Below are 20,008 nucleotides of genomic sequence, written 5' to 3' on the forward strand. Positions count from 1 at the left end.
CCTCTCAGCCCCTTCCCGTTCCGATGTCGCCGGCGTTGAGCCCCAGCGAACCGAGCCCGCCGGCGCGGGCCGCACCGGCGAGGCGTTCCTTCTGCGCGAGGTGCGCGTAGTAGAGCTCGGCGCCCCGGTGCCCGAGCGGCAGATCGCTGACGGTGAGCACCTTGAGCCCGATGCTGAGCGAGGCCCGGATGGGGTTGAGGTTGACGTCGAAGGCCGACTCGTTGATGGAGAGCTCGGTGAGCCGCACGGGCATGACGCGCTTGCTGCCCCACGTGAAGAGGGTCAGCGGCATCTCGATGGGGCTGATCTCGATGGTCCCCTTCTTGGACAGCCGACTGGCTTCCCGGAGTTGCGCGGAGGTGGGCTGCACGAGCATTTCGAGAACGGCGAGCTGGGGGTGGATGCCGTCGGGTGCCGGTATCTCGAACTGATCGGTGGCGTCGATCTCGGCGGTGAACTTCCACGTCTCCTGGGCGGGCCCCTTGAGCCGCAGGGCCTCGTTCCTGTCCCCGCTTCCACTGCCCCCTCCGCCACCGTCGCCTCCGGCTCCTGCGGACTGGGGCGCGATGGAGCGTTCGAGGGTGTCGGGGTTGAACTGCAGCACGATGATGCGCTGGGGGGTGCCACGCTCGGGGTCGACTATGACTATGCCGGAGCGGATGGGGTTGGGTATGTCGGCGTAGCGAGTCATTCGTTCTCCCCAATGCCCGCGTCGGTGTACGACTCCAGAACCAGTCGGCTGCGTTGGCGTAGTTTCGGTTCGGGGTCGCTCTGTGCGATGTCTCGGAGAATCGGCACGTACTCCGGCCAAGGGGAGTACGTCGTCGCAACGATGGCCATGTCTCGCACCCGCACATCGTCATGCGTGAGCGCGGATCGCACTCGCCGAAAGATTTGATCGTCCCTATGCGGCGGTGCGGCGATGCCGAGCCGGATCACCGAAAGGCCGAACTCGATCTCATCGGCTGCGTTGTCGACAGCGAAGACCAGCTCCGGCATCTCCCAGGGAAGGAGCTCTTCCAGGACGAGCTCGCCAAGCCGTTGGACCTCCCCGCGGGTTGTGGCCTCGACGACTACGTAGCAATTTCCCGTCATCTCGTCCTCCGTGTAGCGCAACGATCCACCGCCGGACGACGACCAGGTGATTTCTGTTCCAGAGAACGGGGGCTGCTTCTGCACGGTTGACGACTTCGCCCAGCCGTGGGCGACAGCCAGGCTCTCGACTTCCTCTCGTGCCGGACAGAAGCGCATCACAAATCTGCCTGATGCAAAAATCTTTCCACTCACTGGACATCCATTTCCTGACGTTGTGCGGTGTAGCTCGGATCAATCCCGTAAATTCTGTGTATTCGCTCCCGGATCTCCCGGCGAATGACTCGTTTCTTCTCTTCCGCCGCCGCGTAGGAATCGACGATCAAGTCGTCTCCGATGCTGCGTACCCAAGCCTCCACAACGGCGGCCTCACGCAAGCGCAGCTCCTCGGCCCCTGGTGTCCTCTGTGCGTTGTAAAAGAGACTGGCCCGCAGTTCCCGAGCACGGGCCATGGAGCCGCCGGGTGCCATAGGGTGCATACGAGTGGCGTCTTCCAGCGACATGTGACCTCGCGCGGCCATATCGAGGAGCATGGCGCCCGTGGTCAACGTTCCGACGTTGCGTAGTCCCTCCTGCTGGATCATCAGCGCGGTCAGTTCTGCGGTGAAGCGCCGGTTTGACCCTCCAGGCATGCGACCGCCCAACATATCGAGTGCTTGCCTGGCGATCACTCGCTGCTTCCTCTTTCCACGTCCCTTCCGCCAGGAAGCAAAGAGGTTCGCCAATTCCGCGTATGACAAACCAGCCCTCTTCTTCTCACGCCACGGCTGCCTGTCGTTCGCCGGAATGCCAAACAGCACGCCTCGGTTCCTGATGGTGCGGTGGAACCACTGTTGCCACCGCACGTCCAAGGGCTGATTCGCGGCGTCACGGTAGCGCAGGATGTCTTGTTGCCACATGGTCGTGCCCGGTCGCCCCCGAAGTCCCTCCTGGACGTCCGCTGCACCACGATCGTCCAGTTCGTAGATGTCGAAGGGCTTGCCGTTGGCGTTCGTCTGCGGAGCAGGGGCGGTGAGCGGGCCGCGCTGGGTCCCCTGAGCGCGCTGCCAGCGCTGTGCGCCAAGCACCTCGGCAGCAACCCTGCGCACGTACCGGACGAGATCGTCGGTGGCGAATGCGACACCGTGGAGGAAAATGATGTCCGGGTTGAGCCAGGCGCGGAGACGAAGACGTTCAGCACCGAGCGCCTCCAGCCCGGTCAAGCGATGCCAGGCACGCAGGCCCGAAAGGACCGCGCGGAGTACCGGCCGGGCGACTCCCTTGCCGAGCAACCCCTTGAGCCTCGGCTCGATACGGGCCACGATCCTGCGCAACCGATCGGCCTTCGACTCCTGGGAATTTTCCTTCTTCCGGGCTTTCTCCCGTTTTTGCTGCTTCTCTTGCCGCTTCTGCTCCGCGCGCCATTGGTGCTGCTTCTTCAGCAGGTCCCTGCGGCGCTTGTAGGCGTCGCGCATGCGGCGGGCGTTGTTCGTCAGCTTGCGGCTCGCGTTCTTGCCCTTGTCCAGAAGCTTGCGACCCGCCCTGCGGGTGCGGTTGAGGGCCGACTTGACCGCTTGGCGGGCGCGCCGGAGGGCGCGGCCCGGGCGGGATTCGCTCTCGCGGCGGGGCCTCCTCTTACTACCCTCCGTCTCGCGGCGGCGGCCGTCGTCCCTGCGCCGGTCGCCATCGGGACGGTCGCGGTCACGGTCGGAACGGTCGCGGTCGCCGTCCCTCCTGCGGTCGACATCCGTCCTGTCGCCGTCGGAACGGCGGTCGCGGTCCTGGTCCGGGCGGCGGTTGTCGGCCGGGCGGCGGGAGTCAGCGCGGGTGCCCGGGCGGGTGGTGTCGCGGTCGCGGCGGTCGCGGGTTCGCTCGTCGTCGCGGCGGCGGCCGGGGCGGCGGAGGGTGTCGCGGGCGACGCCGCGGCGCGGGGTGTCGTCGCGGCGGCCGTCGGCGTCCCGCGAGCGGAGTTTGCGGTTGGCGTCGCGTACGCGGCGGCGGGCGAGGTTGATGTCCTTGCCCTCCTCGCGGCGCTCCTCCCTGCGGTCCTTCTCTTCCTCCTGCTTGGCCCGGTCGCGCTGCTGCTCCGGCCTGGGCTTCTTCTCCGGGGCGGGCCGCTTTTCGGGGCGGGCCTCCTTCTCCGGGCGGGAGGACTTCTTGGGCGGCACGGGCCTCCTGCGCGATGCCGGCTTCTTTCGCGGCGAGCGGGGCTTGTTCGCACGCGGCGCGGGCTTTTTCTTCCGCATGTTCTTCGCCATGCCGCTCAGCGACTTGCTGACCTTGCCCATGTACTTGCCGACGCCGCTGATCAGTGCCTCGTAGATCAGCTCCAGCAGCGCGACGACACCGGCGGCGACGGCCTTGGCGAACATGATGGCGGCCTTCGCGCCGCCGGCCTTCACGGCCTTCAGATACTCCATGAACGTGCCGAAGGCGCGCAGGATCTCGCTCAGCGCTCCGTAGGCGGTCTTCAGCGCGTCAATGACGGCCATGACCCAGCCGGCGCCGGGAATGAGCTTGGCGACGACCTTGGTGACGATCAGTTCGCCGATGATGAGGGGGAGTTGGGGGACGGCGGCGTCCCAGGCCATCTTGGCCATCTCCTCCTTGCTCACCCCGCCCTTGACGAGGGTGTTGAAGGTCTCCAGGGGGATGCCGATGATCTCCTGGACCTTCTGGTTGAACCACTCCTTCACCGCGGTCTTCACCTCGTTGAAGAGGTGGTTGCGGGCGCCGCTCTCCGCCGAGGACTTGGCATTGCTGATCCAGCCGCCCGGGTCCGTGACGATGTCGCTGGCGATCTGCGCCCACTCTCCGAGGCCCTTCAGCAGTGCGCCGCCGTATTCCATCGCCTTGGTGACGACGGTCTCCGTGACGGAGACCGCGGCGAGCAGCCCCTTCTCCAGCAGGTCCAGGCCGGCGAGCAGCACCTTGCCGAGGCCGTCGAGGAGTTTGCCGATGCCCTTCTTCAGTGCGTCCGCGGCCTCGTTGACCTTCTTGACCGCGGCGTCGCGGGCGCCGTCGATGGTGTTGCGCCACTTGTCGCGCATCGCCGGGTAGTCCTTGAGGAGTTCGTCCCCGAGGGCGATGAGGGCGTCGGCGAAGTCGTTGATCTGTTTGACGACCCAGTCGCGGGCCTTGTCGATGAGGTCGAAGACCTGCTTCTTGAACTCGTCGATGATGCCGGTGACGAGGTTGCGGGCCTTCTCGAAGATGCCCTTGATGGCGTTCTTGAGCTTGCTGAACTGCTCCTTGACCCAGTCGATGCCCTGGCTGATCCAGTTGCCCGACTTCTCCTTGTCGTTGTCCCGCTTGTTCTCGGCGTCCCTCTCGGCACCCTCGCGCTTCTTGTCGATCTCCTTGTTGTCGTCCTCGGTGCGCTTGTCGACCCTCTTGTCCGTGTCCTCCTTCTTGTCCTTGATGTCCTTGCGGGCCTTGTCGTACTTCTTGCCTTTCTTGTCCTCGATGTCGGCGGTCTTGTCGTCCTGCTCCTTGCGCCACTTGTCACGGGAGGCGGCCACGTCGGAACGGCCCTTGTTCCGCGCGTTCTCCTGCGTCTGGCCGCTGGAGGAGACCTCCTGCTGGACGTTCTTCTCGTGCCGCTGCTTGTCCTGCCTTGCTTTCTTGTCCTTGTCGGCCCGCTCCTTGGACATCTGCTTCTGGCCCTGCGAGAAGCCCCGCTTGATCTGCGGCCCGCGGTCGTGTTCGGCCACCGCGGAGACGGCTTCGACGGTCACGGGGCCGCCGGCACCCGGAGCCTTCCCGCCGCGCGGGCCACCGCCCTTGGCGTCCTGGCCGCCGCCTCTCTTGGCGCCGTCGACCTTGGCTTCGAGGGTCTCCTTCGGAACGTCCGGGTAGATCTGGTCCTCGCCCATCGGGCGGGCGGCGTCCTCCCGGCCGGCCTTCTGCAGCTCCTGGCTCTTGTCGTCGAGCTTCTTCTGCTGCTTGTCGGTGCGTTCCGGGTCGGCGTCGGCGTCCGTGGGCAGCCTCGGCGCGTCACCGACGCGCGCGCCGTGCATGCCCTCGTCGGTGGTCTCCACGTCGGCGATGGAGTCGGCGACCTTGCCGGCGAGCCCCTTCAGGAGTTCCCAGCCGATGTCCCACCAACTCGGCTCCTCCGCCTCGGATTCGGGCAGCTCACCCTTCGGTTTCTGCTCCCCGTTGATCTCCGGGGTCTTGCCCTTCGCCGCGTCGGTCTTGGCGACCTTCTGGTTGGTGTACTGACCGGGCGCGGCCGGCTTCGGCCCGCCGCGCAGCGTCTTGGGCGAGCCCGAAGGGCGCTCCATCTTCGGCGGAGCCTTCTGCAGAGCCGCCCGTTCCTTGCCGACGGACCTGTTGACCGCACCGTCGACGCCTTGGATGGTCTGCAGCGCCTGGTGCGGCTTCAGTTTCCCCGCGGCCGCGAGACCGGCCTCCGGTGTGGAGTTGGAGACGTCGGGAGCCGGTCCGTCCTTCTTGCCCTTCAGCGGGGCGGGGCCACCTCCGCCGCCCCCCTTGGGGGCCTTCGGCGCCGGTCCGCCGCCCTTGGCCGCCTTCGCCGACGCCGACCTGGACGCGTCGGCCTTGGGCGCGGAGGGCTTCGGCGGCGCCGACTTGGCGGCTGCGGGCCCTTCGGGCTGCTTCGCCGCGGGCTGGGCCGCCTTCGCCGCCTTCTTCGCCTCCGGTTTCGGCTTCTCCTGCTTGGGCGGCACGTCCGCCTTGGGTGCGGTCTCCTTGGGCTGAGGCGCGGACGACTTGCCGGCAGCCTGTGAGACGGCCGGGATGCCGCCGCCTCCCTGCGAACCACCGCCTGCGCCGGAACCTGCGCCCGCGCCTTCGGACACCTTCGGGGCCGCTTCCGCGGAGGCGGACTCCTCCCCTGCGGCCTTGTCCTGTTCGGTGGCCTGACCCTTGCCCGCCGAGGCCTCCTTCGTGGCCCCGTCGTCCTTCGCCTTTTCTCCCGAACTCTCACCCTGCTTCTCCCCGGAGGACGAACCGTCCGAGGATTCGGCCTCGTTGCTGCCGGAGTCCTTGTTGCCGGCATCCTTGCTGCCGGAATCCCGGGACTCCTCGGTGCTCTTCTCCTCGGAGGCCGACCTCTGGTCCTTGCCGGAGCCCTTTTCGTCGGACTGCTCCCCGGAGGAGTCGGAGTCCTTGGCGCCCTCCGTGCTCGTACTCCCCTGCGGGCCGCTCTTCGTGCCGTCCTGCTTCTCACCCGAGTCCTTGCCGGAGCCACCGGACGCGGTGGCCTGGCCCCGCTTGTCCTCGTCGGCCTTGGCGAGTTTCTCGGAGGAGCCGTCCTTGGGGTTCTCCCCTTCGCCTCTCTCGCCGGACTCGTTGCCGGAGTCCTCCTCGGCACGGCGAGTCTCGGAGTCGCGTTCGCGGTCCTCGGCGCGTTCCCGCTTCGTGTCCGCGTCGTCGGCGTCGCCGTCCTTGTCCTGTTCGGCGTTCTTCCCGTCCGGCCTGCCGTTCTCGTCGCCGTCCTTGTCGGCGTCGCTGTCGGTGCCCGCCTCGGGGTCGGGGCCGACCTCTTGATCGGCGGTCTTGCCGGACTGCAGGTCCTTGTCGGCCTGGGCGTCGGCCTCGTTCCGCTCGGCCGGGCCGTTCGCGCCCTCGCCGGCGCCCTCCTCGGCGTCCTCCTCCTGGCGGGCGTCCTCGACGGCGTCGGCCTTCGTGGGCGGAGGCTTCGGCACGTTCGGAACGCCGTGCTTGCCCTGGACACCGTGCGCCGCACCGGGTTCCTCACGATCCGTCGGCTTCCCGGAGTCAGTACCGTCCCGGCTGCCGGACCCCTGGGCGGAATCCGTACCGTTACGGGCGGAGTCCTGGCCGCCGCGCGCTGCTGAGGCCGAGCTGCCCTCGGACGACGTGCCCGGAGCCATCCGGTCCGCGGTCTCTACTCCGGAGACGTCCAAGTCGCCCTCGGGGACATGGTCCTCGGGCTTGATCTCGGTGTCCCAGGCACTCTTCCCGGCGTCCTGCTCGTCGTCGGCGTTTCCGGCGTTTCCGGCATCCCCATCGTCGTCGAGGCCGGCAGCCGCGTCCTCGCCGTCCTCTTCCAGACCAAGAGGTTCGTCGTCCTCGGAGTCCTCCTCCTCGGCGGCGCGTTCGTCGTCCTTGCCTTGACCGCCCTGGCGGTCCTTCTCGCCCGGTTCCGCCTCGCTGCGGTCGATGCCGCCGGAGGTTTTCGCGCTCTGCTTCCGGTTCTCCTCGTCGGCCTTGTCGCCCTCGCCTTCCCGCTCCCGCTCGGCGGTGGACTCGGCCTCCTTCTTCCCGGCCTCGCGCTCCTCCTCGCGGCTGCCGGAGTCCTTCTCGCCCTCCTTGTTCTGCTCCTCCTCGTCCTCCTTCCCGGACTCCTCCTGCTCCTTCTTCTCTTCCTTGCCCTCCGCTTCCTGGTCGTCCTTCTTCTCCTGCTCCTCCTTCTCGCGGGCGGCTTCCTTCTGGGACTTCTCCTCGTCCTTCTTCTTCTTCTTCTGCTCCTCCTTGCCCTGGTCCTGCCGTTGCTGCTTGTCCGATTCTTCGGCGTTCTGCTCGCTCTCCTGCTGCTTCCCGTCCTGTTCGCGGGCGCTGCGGCCGTCGACGGACTCCTGCTCGCCGGACTCGGTGCCGACGCCCTTGCCAGAGCCGTTGGAGCCCTTCGGGCCTGCGGCCCTTCCGCTGCCGCCCCCTGCGTCACGGTCGGGCGTGTTGTCCCGGTCGGGGGCCTCCGCCTTGCGGCGCTGGGTGCGCTTGCGACGCTCGTCCTTCGCCTTCTCCTTGCTCTCCTGAGCGGTCTGTACGTCGGCCCGCTTGCGCTCGCGCTCCTGCTCGACCTCGTCGGTGGTGTCCGGTATCGCCTCCGGGACGAGGCTTCCGTCCATCGGCAGCGGCGCCTCCTGCTCGACCTCATCAACCAGGTCCAGCAACCGCCCGTACTCCGGCGACGACAGACGCACCTCGAGCCGGTCCAGCACCGAATCCTGCAACTCGGGCGCCATGCGGGCCAGTTCGACGCGGACACGGTGGGAGACGTCCGCCGGGTCGCCCCGCAGCGAGCGCAGTACGCTGCCGACGAGCCGCTCCACCAGCCCCGCCGGGTCGAGCTTCTCCGCACGCATGCGGTCCGCGTCGACAGTGGCGTAGCGCATCCAGGCGGGGGTGACCTCGCCCTGCTCGACGTCCACGGGCTGTGCGGCTTCGGGGCCCTCGGCCGCGGTCTCCTCACGCATCAGCCGCCGCGCCGTCGACTCCGCCTCCTGCTCGGCGGCCTCCTGCGGCAGACTGACGGCGCCGAGGTCGCGGCCGGCCACCAACGGGCCCGCGCCGTACGAGTTCTGGACGGTGTGCAGCAGCTCGTGCGCCAGCAGCCGCTGCCCCTCCGCCCTGCCGGGGACGTAGGCGCCCTCGCGGAAGAAGATGTCCTGGCCGACGGCGACGGCATCCGCGCCCAGCATCTGGGTGAGGTGGCCCGCGTCGCGATCGGTGTGGAGGCGCACGCGGCTGAGGTCGTGGCCGAGCTGCTCCTCCAGCTCCCGTCGTACGCCGACGTCGAGCGGTTGTCCTGCGCCGCTGACGATGTCCTTCGGCTCGGGCGTACGGGCCTTGGCCGCGCGCTCCTTGCGCTTGCGGCGGCGCTGTTCCGCAGCCTGTTCCGAACGGGCGTCCTGAGTCGGGGAGTTGCCGCTCACCGTGTCACCTCCCCGCGGCCGGACAGCCCCGCGTGCACGGCACGCGCCAGCTCCTGGCCGAGCCGTCGCGCGGACAGCCCGGCCGGCAGCGTCGGCAGCCCGGACAGCGCGTCCAGGGTCACCGCACCGTCCGCCGCCAGCGGTACGCCGCGTTCGCGTACCAGCCGGACGAGTTCACGCTCGAACGCGGCGGAGACCCGGTCGGGATCCACGCGGAAGCCGTCCAGGACGAGTTCGCCGACGTTCACCCGGATCGCGCTCGGCTCTCTGCTTGCATCCCGGATCACACCCATCCGCGGACCTCCCCCGGCGTCAGCGAGCGCTCCAGCTTGAGGTATTCGGTGCGGGCCGCCGCGAGCATGTGCCGCATCTGCAGCCGGTCGCCCTCTTCGGCGGCGAGGAAGGCGCCGGACAGGGCGATGTTGCGGATCGAGCCGCCCGCGACGGTGAGTTGGGCGAGGAGCTGCGGGTCGATGCCCTTCGTCGGGGTCTGCGGCGGCAGCACCCGGCGCCAGATCTCCGCGCGTTCGTGCTCGGCCGGGAAAGGGAAGTCGACGACGAAGCGGATGCGGCGCATGAACGCCGTGTCCAGGGCCTTCTTCATGTTGGTGGTGAGGATGGCCAGGCCCCGGTATGCCTCCATGCGCATCAGCAGATAGCTGACCTCAAGGTTCGCGTACCGGTCGTGGCTGTCCTTGACCTCGCTGCGCTTGCCGAAGAGGGCGTCGGCCTCGTCGAACAGGAGGAGTGCGCCGCCGCGTTCGGCGGCGTCGAAGACCTTGCGGAGGTTCTTCTCCGTCTCGCCGATGTACTTGCTGACCACCTGGGAGAGGTCGACGATGAAGAGGTCGAGGCCCAGTTCCTTGGCCATGACCTCGGCGGCCAGGGTCTTGCCCGTGCCCGAGCCGCCGGCGAACAGGGCGGTGACACCGAGGCCCCGGCGCAGGGTCGCCGCGAACCCCCACTCCTGGTGGACGATGGCCCGCTGCCGCACATGCGCGACGATCTCGCGCAACACGCTCGTCTGCCGCTCGTGCAGGACGATGTCGTCCCAGCCCGCCTCGGGCTCGATGCGGCGGCCCAGCTCGTCCATCCCCATCCGGGCCTCGTTCAGCCCCGCCCGCCAGGCGAGCCCGGCGGCGTCCAGTTCGTCCTCGCCGGGCAGATCGCGGCGTACGGTGGCGGCGGCGGCTCGTACGACATGCGGTGGCAGCTGGAACTGTGCGACCAGCGAACGCAGCTGTCCCTCAGCGATGTCGGCGACGTCCGCGAACGCGCCCGCCCACAGGCCGAGTTGCTCCTCGTCGTCCAGGCGCGGCACGGCCACCCGCTCGCCGTGCGACCGGTCCGACTGCCGCGGATCGCCGCTCGACACGACGACGGGAACGGCGGCCCCGGCCAGGAACGCCTCGGTGGCGGCGTGCTGGTCGCGGTCGAGTTCGCCGGCCTCCACGAGCAGCGCGGCGGGCAGCAGGATCGCCTCGCGCTGCCACAGCCGGGCGAGCCGGTCGCGCTCCGCCGCGTCGGTGGGGATGTCCTCGGCACTCATCGCGTACAGCCCGAGCCCGGACCGCGCGGCCGCCGCGGCGGCGATCTCGGCCCGGCTGCGCAGATCGCCGCCGACCACCTCGACGAGCATCGGCGCGTCCGGGCGGGCGGCGTTCGTCCAGCCGGTGGCGACCCGGTTCGCGGCCAGGTCGTACGACGGCGGCAGTTCGTCCGGCGCCGGAGTGCGGCGCAGCCGGCCGTGCAGCCGGGCGTCCAGGTACGGCGAGCCGAGCAGGAAGTGCAGGATGCGTTCGTCGAGCCGCAGCCGGGACAGCGTCAGGCGCGACTCGTCGTCCAGCTCCACGATCCGCCAGCGCCTCAGCGGCGCCACGGGGGTGAGGGCGCTCCAGTGCGGTTCGCCGAGCGCGGCCAGGGCGAGCGAGAAGGTGGGGTACGCCCGCTCCGGGTCACCACTCGCGGCGGCGCAACGGGCGGCGGTCGTGGCGTCCAACTCGTAGGCGGCGGTGAGGAGTACGAGGTCCCGCTCGAAGGCCGAGAGGCCGAAGCAGGTGACGAGCGCGCCGAGGGGGGCTGTCGCGGGGCCCGCCGGGTCCTGTGCGGGTACGTGGTCGACGGCGGCGTCACGATCGCGGGAGCCGTCGTCGGACTCCGGTGCCGTGCCCGTGCCGGTATCCGCGCCCGTGCCCGGCTCGGCCGCGCGCGCGGCGTGGGCGTCGACACGGGCCAGGACACGCCGGATCTCCGCGGTCAGCGTCGGGCTGCCGCCCGGTGCGTCCGCCGCGTCCGTCGGGTACGTCCCCATGTCCTCGCCCTCACCTGCCCCCGTTGTGCCCATGCCGCCTCAGCCCTCCGCGCCCTCGGGGCCACCCGCCCCGGAGGAGTCCGAAGCGGAGTCCGGCGACGAGTCCGACGAGGGGCCCGAAGAAGGCGCGGCACCTGTGCCCTTGGCCCGCCGACGCCCGGGCTTGCCCGTCTCCGCCGCCTTGGCCGCCCCCGCCGCCTGGCCCTCCTGCTCCGACTTGCCGGGCCGTGCCTCCTTGCGGGCACGGCCGGGCGCCTTGGCCGCGGCCTTCACAGGCGCCTTGGCCACAGGCTTGGCCGGCGCCTTCTGGGGCGCCTTCGCCACAGCCTTGGCGGGCGCCTTGCCGGCTGCCCTGGCAACCGCCTTGCCGGGCCCGGGCCCTTGCCCGGACGCCCCAGCCCCAGACGGGCCGGTGGCCCCGTCCTCCGCGGTCGCGGGAGCGGGTGCGGGTCCGGACGACCCGCTCTCCTCCTCCACCGCCTCCGGCCCTCCCGGCGGAGCCGCCGGCACCGGCGCCCCGGGCGCCCCGAGCGGCAGCACCCGTACCGTGTGCCGTTCCACCGGCTTCGCCGGGACCGGCGTCTCGCGGCCCTCGATGAAGACGAGAGCCGCCTGGTACACCACCGACAGCGAGTACGGGGTCTGGTGGAGCATCCCCCACAGCTTCGAGGTCTCGTCGACGTCCATCACCGTCGGCGTGAACCGCACCTTCTGTGCCGCCTCGGCCAGGTCGCTGCCCGCCAAGTAGGGCCGCTCCCCGGCCAGTTCTATGACGTCCTTCGGCAGGACGGGTATCTCGTGCAGCGTGCGCACCACGGAGCCGATCAGCCGCTGGCCGACCAGCTCCGTCTCCTCGCCGTACGCGCTGATCACGAAGTGCAGGTCCAGTGCTGCGGCGGGCCGCTTGAGCAGCGTGCCGTCGGACGCTCGGGTCGGCAGGTCGTTGTTCCGCTGCGAGGGGTTGGGCGTGACCTGGTACAGGAACACGGTGATGGTGGGGTCCGTCGGCGGATCGGCCGGCGGCTTGCGCGGCTCGACCTTGACGGCCATGTCGATCTCGGGCTGCAGATTGGCCTCGATCAGCAGGGCGAGGGCCTGGGTGACGTGGGCGATGGCGAGTGCGTTGCTCATGACGTCAGTTCCTCAGTCCCTCTGGTCCTGCCGGTCGCTCTGGTCCTGCCCGTCGCGCCTGCCCTGCCGGCCCGCGCCGGTCCTCCCGGTCGCTCCGGCCTCCCTGGCCGTGCCTGCGGCTCCGGATTCCGTACGTTCCTCACTCGCTCCCCCGCTCCAGGTACTCCGCCAGGCTCAAGGCCGCCGCCGGGCGTCCCGTCCCGGCGGGCCGTCGGCTTCCCCCGCCCGGGGGCGCACCGGCCGCCGTCACTTCGAGCCGTCCGATCTGCACCTGCACCACCTGCTCGGCTCCGCGTGCCGGCCGCCTGCCCGCCGCCTGCCGTACGGCGGCGCGGGAAGCGGCATCCATACCCGGGGGGGTGGGCACGGACGCCGCGCTCTGGGCGGAGGGCCGCTCGGCGTCGTCGCGCCCGGCCGTCCGCCGCGGGGCGTCCGGCCCCGGCCGTGGCCTGGGCGTCACGGGCACGGCGGGGCGGAGCAGCGGCGCTTCGGGCACGGCCCGCTCGGCCGGACGGGGAGGTGCGGGCTCAGACGATGCCCGTTCGGTCCGTACGACGGTCCGCTCGCGCTCCGTGCGGTACTGGACCTCTCGGGCGGCCGGGCGCGCCACGTCCCCGTCCTGCGCGGGGGAAGGGGCGGCGGAGGGCCACAGCGACTCCGCCTCGTCCGGCTCCGGCGTTCCGGCCCGTACCGCCTCGACCCGCTCGAAAGGGCCAGCGAGTCGCGGCCGTACCCGCACCACACCGGAGCGTGGCACGGCGGCCGGGGCGTGCCGGGCGAGCAGCCGGTCGAGGAAGTCGGGCATCCGGGACTCCCCCGGCGGCCCTCCCGGCCGTCCCTGCCCTCCCAAGGAGTCAGACATCAGCGCACAGCTCCAGGTAGTAGCGGCGCCGCAGCGGGCTGAGCGCCAGGATCTCCGGCTCGCTCCAGCCGTACGCCGTGGCGAGCAGGTGGACGTCGAGGAGCACGTCACGTGCCCAGGCGTCCAGTTCGGTCCACAGGTAGGAGGCGATGTCGAGCTCGGCGCGGGTGCCGGCGCCGCACTCGGGACAGCTGACGTTGAGCGTCACATCGGCGGCCGGGTCGGCCGCCTGCGCCGCCTCGGCGAGCCGGCGCTGCACCGCCTCGGGCAGGGCGTCGGACAGTACGTCGGCGGAGAGGGCCTCTCCGTCGCGCACAGCCGACACGACGCACCGCGCGAGCAGGGCCCGCCGGGGCTCCGGCTGTCGGGCCGCCTCCGTGAGGTCGGCGATGCCCGGCACCCGGAACTCGATCTCCCAGCCGTCCTCGACGACCCGCACCGACGGTTCGGCGGGCGCGGCCAGCGAGCGGGCGAACTCCCCGGCGTCCAGGTCGAATTCCATGTCCTCGCCGCACGCGCCGCATTCGAGGCGTACCTGCATCCGCTCGCCGAACAGCGCACGGCGCAGCGCGAAGAGATCCGCCTCACGCTCGCCCACCGGCAGCGAGGACAGCGTCTCGCCGCCGGTGTCCGGGCGTGCGGCGCGGTGCAGCAGCAGGGCGCGTCCGGAGGGGGCCTGGGCAAGCCCGGTCTCCCAGGTGGCGAGGAGTTCAGCCGCCCGAGTGTTCGCCATGCCCGCCCCGTTCCGTACCCGGCCCGCTGCCGCCGCTGCGGCAGTCGTGCTCACCTTCACGTCGTTCCGTTCAACTCCCCACTGTTCAGGCAGGGTTGAGGAACGACGGCTCCTCCGGCTCGGCGACCTCGTAGTCCCGCTCCCAGCCCTCGCACTCGAGCTTCAGCGACTGGATCGCCACCGCGTTGGCGTTGGCGTCCATCTCGCCGAGGACCTGGTACTCGCTGGGCCAGCTCCGGTAGAGCTTGTGCGAGACGGCCACCTGACCGGCCTCGTTGAGGACCTGGATCACGATGTCCTTGCGGAAGTCGGCGAGGGACACCTCGGACCCGAGGCCCGCGCCGACCTGCCAGACCTTGTTGGCCCAGCGGTCGAACTCGGGGTCGTGGGTGACCCCGCGCTCAAGGGTGATGCCCTCGAATTCCGAGCGCCCCGGCGACTTGCGCGGGGAGCTGGGGTCGCCGCCGTGCCGGTGCTTGACGACCTCGGTGGTCCGCTTCAGCGGACTGATCTTGCTGATGCCCGCGACCGTACGACCGTCCCACAGGACGAGGAACTTGAAGTTCTTGTACGGGTCGAAGCGATGGGCGTTGACAGTGAACTCAGCCATCGAATTTCCTCAAGATTCCCTGGAGCGAAGCTTCCCTAGAGCTCGAACTGCCCGGACGTCTGCTGGATCCTGACGATCACGAACTCGGCGGGCCTGACCGGAGCGATGCCGACCAGGACGTTCACGACGCCGTTCTCGATGTCCTCGTCCGTCGTGGTGTCGTGGTCGCACTTGACGAAGTACGCCTCGCGCGGCGTGCCGCCCTTGAAGGCGCCCTGGCGGAAGAGGTTGTGCAGATACGAGGAGGCGCTGAGCCGGATCTGCTGCCACAGGTTCTCGTCGTTGGGCTCGAACACGACCCACTGCAGCCCGCGTTGCAGGCTCTCCTCGACGTGCAGGGCGAGCCGCCGCACGGGGACGTACTTCCACTCGCTGTCGAGCGCGTCGGAGCCCTCCAGGGTGCGGGCGCCCCACACCGTCGGGCCGACCATCGGGAAGGTGCGCAGGCAGTTGACGCCGAGCGGGTTGAGCAGCCCGGTCTCGCGGTCGGTGAGGTTGACCGTGAGGGAGTGCACGCCAGCGAGCCGTGCCTCCGTGCCGGCCGGTGCCTTCCACACGCCGCGCTCGGAGTCCGTACGCGCGAAGACGCCCGCGACCGCGCCGGACGGCGGGAAGGAGCGCAGCCGCCCGGTGAGCGGGTCGGTGAGCTGGAGGTGCGGGAAGTACAGGCCCGCGTGGTTGCCGCGTACGGCGTCGAAAGCCGCGAGTCCGGCACGGGCGGTGTCCACGCTGACCCAGTTGCCGGGGGCGTCGACGAGGAGGAAGATCCGCCGCTCCTGGCACAGCCGCTGGGCGGCCGAGACGACCGTGATCATGTCCTCGGTCGACTCGTACGCCGCCAGCTCGGGCAGGACGAGGAGGTTGACGTCGGCGACGCCGCGCAGCGCCTGGATGCCGGACTTGCCGGCCTCGCTGCCGATGAGGTCGCGCGGTCCGGGCGCCTCGCCGTCCTCGCCGCCCTCCAGCGGGAAGACGGGCGGGTTGACGGAGGCCTCCAGGCCAAGGTCGTTCGCGCACTCGCCGAGGAAGCGGACGACGTCCTCGGGATCGGTGGAGCCCGCGACGATCTGGAGGCGCTTGCCGAAGGCGGTGACCTCGGCGCCCGCGAAGGCGTGCTTGCCCGGCGCGTCGGGCAGCGCCCGCAGCTTGCGCTCGAGGAGCAGGGCGAGTTCGGTGACGCCGCTCGGGGCCTCGCCGTCCGTGTCGGGGTCGTACAACGTGAACTCGCGCTCGACCTCGCCGATCTTGACGGTCAGATCGACGGCCAGGTCGGGCAGTTCGTGCCCGAACGGCTTGGAGACGGTGCCGGACGGGTCGGGGCGGCCCTCGCCGACGGCCTCGACGCGGATCAGCCGGGAGCCCGCGTTGACCACGGTCGGCGCGTGGCGGCCGTGCGAGGCGTCCATGGACAGGCCGGTGAAGCTCTCTCGGGCGTCGCCCTTGGCGTCGTACACGCGCAGGTTGAAGGTTTCTTCGGGGCAGGGCGTGTCGTAGTCGACGGCGACGCGCAGGCCGTTGCCCCACACGCCCGGTTCCTTGGCGTGCACTTCGAGGACCGCGCTCTCGCTGTGGCCCTCGGTGGACTTCAGGGTGACGCAGGCGGCCTTGCCGCTGCCCGCCCTGGCGACGCGGACGATCACGGCGACGGTGCCGCCGTTGGCGAAGAACTGGTGGACCGCGTAGCCGACGGCGCTCTGCGAACTCAAGCCCCCGAAGCGGCGCTCGAAGTCGGTGAAGCTGGTGACGCGCACCGGCTCGTTCAGCGGACCACGCCGGGTGTGCCCCACGAAGGCGGTCACCGAGGTGGTGACGGTCGAGATGGTCCGGGCGCTACTGGGAAGCTCTTCGACGTAGACGCCGGGATACGTCGGCTTGGCAGTGCTCACCGCGCTCATCGGCATTCCCCCTCCTAATCCGTTCTCGGGCACCGGGTGACAGGCACCAAGAGGCGGAAGAGGGAGACGGTGCGGTGCAACGCGCGTCAACTCCGTCCCAGCGCACACTGCTTGCGACGGTTTACGCGCACCTCATCAGTCCCCCGTCACTGCCCGGACGGTTGGCCGTCCGGGTCAAGCCATGCGCTTGTGACTCCTGATGCGTTAGTGCCAACCCACCCTGAAGTGTTCGGAGTTGACAGAACAAGAAAGGTTCAGGCCAGCCCGGGGGGAGGTTCCGTGAAGGCGGTTCCACGTGACTCCTACGCCGTGCCCGCGTGTCAGGGCGGATGATCCACAACTCCGGCACAGAGAAGCCGTGCCGCAGAATGTGAACATGCCCCGAAAGACCACGCACCCCAGACGGCAGCGGGCCGATCGTCCCGTGCAGCCCGCTTCCTGCCCCTGTGACCTGCAACGGACGTACGCAGACTGCTGTGGCCGGTTTCACCGGGGTGAGGCGGCGGCGCCCACCGCTCAGGGACTGATGCGGTCGCGGTACGCCGCGTTCGTGAAACGCGACGAGGCGTATGTGCTGCGGACCTGGCATCCGCGGACGCGACCGCCGCGGGTCGAGTTCGATCCGGGGACGCGGTGGACGGGCCTGGAGATCCTCGACACGAGCGAGGGCTCGGCGTTCCACACCACAGGCACCGTCACCTTCCGCGCGAGCTACACGGGCGGCACGCTGCACGAGCACAGCCGGTTCGAGCGGGTCGACGGGGCGTGGGTGTACGTCGACGGGGAGTTCATCGAGTAACCGGCAGCGGGCATCGGGCGGCGGGCGTACGCCGGCTCAGGGCGCCAGTATGTCCAGTTCCTGGAGGGCGCCCACCGCGATCTCGCGGGTCAGTTCCTCCGCGCGGGCCGCGTCGCGCTCCCGTACCGCCTCCGCGACCTTGACGTGCAGGGTGACGGCGGCCGGGTCGGGGTCCCAGAACATGACCTGATGGCGGGTGCGGCCCGCCAGGACCTCCGCGACGACGTCGCCGAGGCGGGCGAACATCTCGTTGCGGGACGCGTTGAGGATGACCCGGTGGAAAGCGACGTCGTGGAAGAGGTACTTCTCGAGCTGGTGGCCGCGTGAGCTGGCGACCATCCCCAGAGCGCACTCGGTGAGTTCGGCGCACTCTTCGGCCGTGGCGTGCTCGGCGGCCAGGCCCGCGGCGACCGGTTCGACGGCGGAGCGCAGCACGGTGAGCGAACGCAACTGGCGCGGGCGGTCGGCGCCCGCGAGACGCCACCGGATGACCTGCGGATCGTAGACGTTCCACTCGGAGGTGGGGAGCACGGTCACGCCGACCCGGCGACGTGACTCGACCAGGTGCATCGACTCCAGGACCCGTACGGCCTCCCGCATCACCGACCGCGACACCTCGAAGCGCTGCGCCAGTTCGTCGGTGCGCAGGACGCTGCCCGGCGGGTACTCACCCGCGGTGATGGCAGGACCGAGGCTCTCCAGTACATGGCCGTGCAGCCCCCGGCCCGGTGTGGTCATGGGGTTCAGCCTACGAGGCGGTTCGTGCGGAGAAAAAGTCAGACCTTTATGGCGCCGACTCTTGAATTTGTATGACTAATGGGTTTCAGTGTCGTGCACGGATGCGGCACCCGTCGATGTCGACTGCTCGATGTCAGCCCATCCGGTGACGAAGAAGAAGACAGCGAGAACACGATGAATCAACCGCGGTTCCCCCATGTCGTCGTGGTCATGGGCGTCGCAGGCACCGGCAAGACCACCGTCGGGCCCCGCGTCGCCGACCGGCTCGGCGTGCCGTACGCCGAGGGTGACGACTTCCACCCCGAGGCCAACATCGCCAAGATGTCGGCCGGTACGCCGCTCACCGACGAGGACCGTCGGCCCTGGCTGGACGCCATCGGCCGGTGGGCGCACGAGCGGGCGGGACTCGGCGGGGTGGTCAGCTGCTCGGCGCTGAAGCGGAGTTACCGCGACCGTTTGCGGGCGTCCGCGCCCGGCGTCGTCTTCGTCCATCTCACGGGTGACCGCGCGCTCATCGAGGACCGGATGGCGCACCGTCAGGGGCACTTCATGCCGACGGCGCTGCTGGACTCCCAGTTCGCCACCCTCCAGCCGCTCGAGGCGGACGAGGCGGGTGTCGCCGTGGACGTCTCCGGCAGCCCGGAGGAGATCGCCGAGCGGGCCGTGACCGCACTGCACGGCCTCAACCGGTAACTCCCTCGCCCAGTAACGCCCCGAGCCCCCCTGAGCAGTAACTCCCCCTCCCCCCAAGCCACTCAAGGAAGAACACCGTGACCAGTCTCAGTGTCGAGATGCTGGCAGCGGAGCCCGTCGAGCCGATCACCTCGGCGGGTCACGCACAGCTGGGCATCGCCGTCCTCGCGGGCATCGCCGTCATCGTCCTGCTCATCACCAAGTTCAAGCTGCACGCCTTTCTCGCGCTGACCATCGGCACGCTGGCGCTGGGCGCCATCGCCGGGGCGCCGCTCGACAAGGCCATCGAGAGCTTCAGCGCCGGCCTCGGCTCGACGGTCGCCGGCGTGGGTGTCCTGATCGCGCTCGGTGCCATCCTGGGCAAACTGCTCGCGGACTCCGGCGGCGCGGACCAGATCGTCGACACGATCCTCGCGAAGGCGGGCGGGCGGTCGATGCCTTGGGCGATGGTGCTGATCGCCTCGGTGATCGGGCTGCCGCTGTTCTTCGAGGTCGGCATCGTGCTGCTGATCCCGGTCGTCCTGATGGTGGCCAAGCGCGGCAACTACTCGCTGATGCGGATCGGCATCCCGGCGCTCGCCGGTCTGTCCGTGATGCACGGTCTGATCCCGCCGCACCCCGGCCCGCTGGTCGCGATCGACACCGTCAAGGCGGACCTCGGTGTCACCCTCGCCCTCGGTCTGCTCGTCGCCATACCGACCGTCGTCATCGCGGGTCCGATGTTCTCGAAGTACGCGGCCCGCTGGGTGGACGTGCCCGCCCCCGAGAAGATGATCCCCCAGCGCACCTCCGACGACCTGGAGAAGCGTCCCGGGTTCGGCGTCACCATCGCCACCGTGCTGCTGCCGGTCGTGCTGATGCTGGCCAAGGCGCTGGTGGACATCGTCATCGACGATCCCGAGAACACGGTGCAGCGCGTCTTCGACGTGGTCGGATCCCCGCTGATCGCGTTGCTCGCGGCCGTGCTCGTCGGCATCTTCACCCTTGGCCGGGCGGCCGGTTTCACCAAGGACCGGATCTCTACGACGGTCGAGAAGTCCCTCGGTCCGATCGCGGGCATCCTGCTCATCGTCGGCGCGGGCGGCGGCTTCAAGCAGACGCTGATCGACTCCGGTGTGGGTCAGATGATCCTGGACATATCGGAAGACTGGTCGATACCCGCGCTGCTTCTCGCGTGGCTGATCGCGGTGGCGATCCGGCTTGCGACGGGGTCCGCGACCGTTGCCACGATCTCGGCCGCCGGGCTTGTCGCGCCGCTCGCGGCGGACATGTCGACTGCCCATGCGTCTTTGCTGGTGCTGGCCATCGGGGCGGGGTCGCTGTTCTTCAGCCATGTCAACGATGCCGGGTTCTGGCTGGTGAAGGAGTACTTCGGGCTCGATGTCGGCCAGACGATCAAGACGTGGTCGGTGATGGAGACCATCATCTCGGTGGTCGCCGGGGGCGTGGTGCTGCTGCTGTCGCTCGTCATTTAGCGGGGTTCGCCACCGGGCGGGTAGGGGCGGGTTTTTCTTTCCCC

Annotated in this window: 14 protein-coding genes; 3 read left to right on the top strand and 11 right to left on the bottom strand. The window is 70.0% G+C overall.

The genetic code is table 11. The features are described 5' to 3' along the window. Positions 1 to 4: 4 nt before the first annotated feature. The 10 genes from G6048_RS19750 to G6048_RS19795 form a co-directional block, all read right to left on the bottom strand. Entirely contained in the window at positions 5 to 691 is a 687-nt protein-coding gene (locus tag G6048_RS19750; protein ID WP_165340884.1) for a hypothetical protein, read from the bottom strand. Further along, entirely contained in the window at positions 688 to 1,287 is a 600-nt protein-coding gene (locus tag G6048_RS19755; protein ID WP_165340885.1) for a HEAT repeat domain-containing protein, read from the bottom strand. Before G6048_RS19755 ends, G6048_RS19750 begins: the two co-directional genes overlap by 4 nt. Further along, on the bottom strand, positions 1,284 to 8,717 hold the full coding sequence (locus G6048_RS19760) for an eCIS core domain-containing protein (RefSeq protein ID WP_165340886.1): 7,434 nt from the start codon (positions 8,715 to 8,717) through the stop codon (positions 1,284 to 1,286). The genes G6048_RS19755 and G6048_RS19760 overlap by 4 nt, the downstream gene beginning before the upstream one ends. Next, the gene (locus G6048_RS19765) at positions 8,714 to 9,010 is read right to left on the bottom strand and encodes a hypothetical protein (RefSeq protein ID WP_165340887.1); all 297 of its coding nucleotides are present in this window, start codon (positions 9,008 to 9,010) and stop codon (positions 8,714 to 8,716) included. The genes G6048_RS19760 and G6048_RS19765 overlap by 4 nt, the downstream gene beginning before the upstream one ends. After that, positions 9,001 to 11,028, bottom strand: a complete 2,028-nt coding sequence (locus G6048_RS19770; RefSeq protein WP_165340897.1) for an ATP-binding protein — start codon at positions 11,026 to 11,028, stop codon at positions 9,001 to 9,003. The genes G6048_RS19765 and G6048_RS19770 overlap by 10 nt, the downstream gene beginning before the upstream one ends. A 39-nt stretch (positions 11,029 to 11,067) precedes the next feature. Then, positions 11,068 to 12,159: a DUF4255 domain-containing protein gene (locus G6048_RS19775; RefSeq protein ID WP_165340888.1), complete on the bottom strand. Its 1,092-nt coding sequence runs from the start codon at positions 12,157 to 12,159 to the stop codon at positions 11,068 to 11,070. A 139-nt stretch (positions 12,160 to 12,298) separates the two neighbouring features. Continuing rightward, positions 12,299 to 12,964 (bottom strand): hypothetical protein, encoded by a 666-nt coding sequence (locus G6048_RS19780; protein ID WP_165340889.1) that lies wholly within the window; start codon positions 12,962 to 12,964, stop codon positions 12,299 to 12,301. Positions 12,965 to 13,013: 49 nt separating this feature from the next. Next, positions 13,014 to 13,754: a T4 family baseplate hub assembly chaperone gene (locus G6048_RS19785; protein WP_165340898.1), complete on the bottom strand. Its 741-nt coding sequence runs from the start codon at positions 13,752 to 13,754 to the stop codon at positions 13,014 to 13,016. An 85-nt stretch (positions 13,755 to 13,839) separates the two neighbouring features. Then, the gene (locus G6048_RS19790; RefSeq protein WP_165340890.1) at positions 13,840 to 14,364 is read right to left on the bottom strand and encodes a phage tail protein; all 525 of its coding nucleotides are present in this window, start codon (positions 14,362 to 14,364) and stop codon (positions 13,840 to 13,842) included. Between the two features lie 35 nt (positions 14,365 to 14,399). Continuing rightward, positions 14,400 to 16,265, bottom strand: coding sequence for a phage tail sheath family protein (locus tag G6048_RS19795; protein WP_165340891.1), 1,866 nt, complete (start codon positions 16,263 to 16,265; stop codon positions 14,400 to 14,402). Between the two features lie 370 nt (positions 16,266 to 16,635). Here G6048_RS19795 and G6048_RS19800 point away from each other — a divergent pair, with 370 nt between their 5' ends. Further along, positions 16,636 to 17,058: a YchJ family protein gene (locus tag G6048_RS19800; RefSeq protein ID WP_165340892.1), complete on the top strand. Its 423-nt coding sequence runs from the start codon at positions 16,636 to 16,638 to the stop codon at positions 17,056 to 17,058. Between the two features lie 36 nt (positions 17,059 to 17,094). Here G6048_RS19800 and G6048_RS19805 read toward each other — a convergent pair whose 3' ends face one another. Then, positions 17,095 to 17,796 (bottom strand): FadR/GntR family transcriptional regulator, encoded by a 702-nt coding sequence (locus G6048_RS19805; protein ID WP_165340893.1) that lies wholly within the window; start codon positions 17,794 to 17,796, stop codon positions 17,095 to 17,097. 174 nt (positions 17,797 to 17,970) lie between these two features. Between G6048_RS19805 and G6048_RS19810 the strand changes: the two genes are divergently transcribed. Next, positions 17,971 to 18,489 (top strand): gluconokinase, encoded by a 519-nt coding sequence (locus G6048_RS19810; RefSeq protein WP_165340894.1) that lies wholly within the window; start codon positions 17,971 to 17,973, stop codon positions 18,487 to 18,489. A gap of 77 nt (positions 18,490 to 18,566) precedes the next feature. Beyond that, positions 18,567 to 19,964 carry a GntP family permease gene (locus tag G6048_RS19815; protein WP_165340895.1) on the top strand — a complete coding sequence of 466 codons (1,398 nt, stop codon included), beginning with the start codon at positions 18,567 to 18,569 and terminating at the stop codon, positions 19,962 to 19,964. Positions 19,965 to 20,008: the final 44 nt, after the last annotated feature.

Source organism: Streptomyces ureilyticus (assembly GCF_011045025.1).
GTDB lineage: Bacteria > Actinomycetota > Actinomycetes > Streptomycetales > Streptomycetaceae > Streptomyces > Streptomyces ureilyticus.

Excerpts from the sequence above, each read along its gene's own strand:
- G6048_RS19750 (WP_165340884.1), bottom strand. The coding sequence starts at position 691 with ATGACTCGCTACGCCGACATACCCAACCCCATCCGCTCCGGCATAGTC.
- G6048_RS19765 (WP_165340887.1), bottom strand. The coding sequence starts at position 9,010 with ATGGGTGTGATCCGGGATGCAAGCAGAGAGCCGAGCGCGATCCGGGTG.
- G6048_RS19770 (WP_165340897.1), bottom strand. The coding sequence starts at position 11,028 with ATGGGGACGTACCCGACGGACGCGGCGGACGCACCGGGCGGCAGCCCG.
- G6048_RS19775 (WP_165340888.1), bottom strand. The coding sequence starts at position 12,159 with ATGAGCAACGCACTCGCCATCGCCCACGTCACCCAGGCCCTCGCCCTG.
- G6048_RS19780 (WP_165340889.1), bottom strand. The coding sequence starts at position 12,964 with ATGCCCGACTTCCTCGACCGGCTGCTCGCCCGGCACGCCCCGGCCGCC.
- G6048_RS19785 (WP_165340898.1), bottom strand. The coding sequence starts at position 13,754 with ATGGCGAACACTCGGGCGGCTGAACTCCTCGCCACCTGGGAGACCGGG.
- G6048_RS19790 (WP_165340890.1), bottom strand. The coding sequence starts at position 14,364 with ATGGCTGAGTTCACTGTCAACGCCCATCGCTTCGACCCGTACAAGAAC.
- G6048_RS19795 (WP_165340891.1), bottom strand. The coding sequence starts at position 16,265 with ATGCCGATGAGCGCGGTGAGCACTGCCAAGCCGACGTATCCCGGCGTC.
- G6048_RS19800 (WP_165340892.1), top strand. The coding sequence starts at position 16,636 with ATGCCCCGAAAGACCACGCACCCCAGACGGCAGCGGGCCGATCGTCCC.
- G6048_RS19805 (WP_165340893.1), bottom strand. The coding sequence starts at position 17,796 with ATGACCACACCGGGCCGGGGGCTGCACGGCCATGTACTGGAGAGCCTC.
- G6048_RS19810 (WP_165340894.1), top strand. The coding sequence starts at position 17,971 with ATGAATCAACCGCGGTTCCCCCATGTCGTCGTGGTCATGGGCGTCGCA.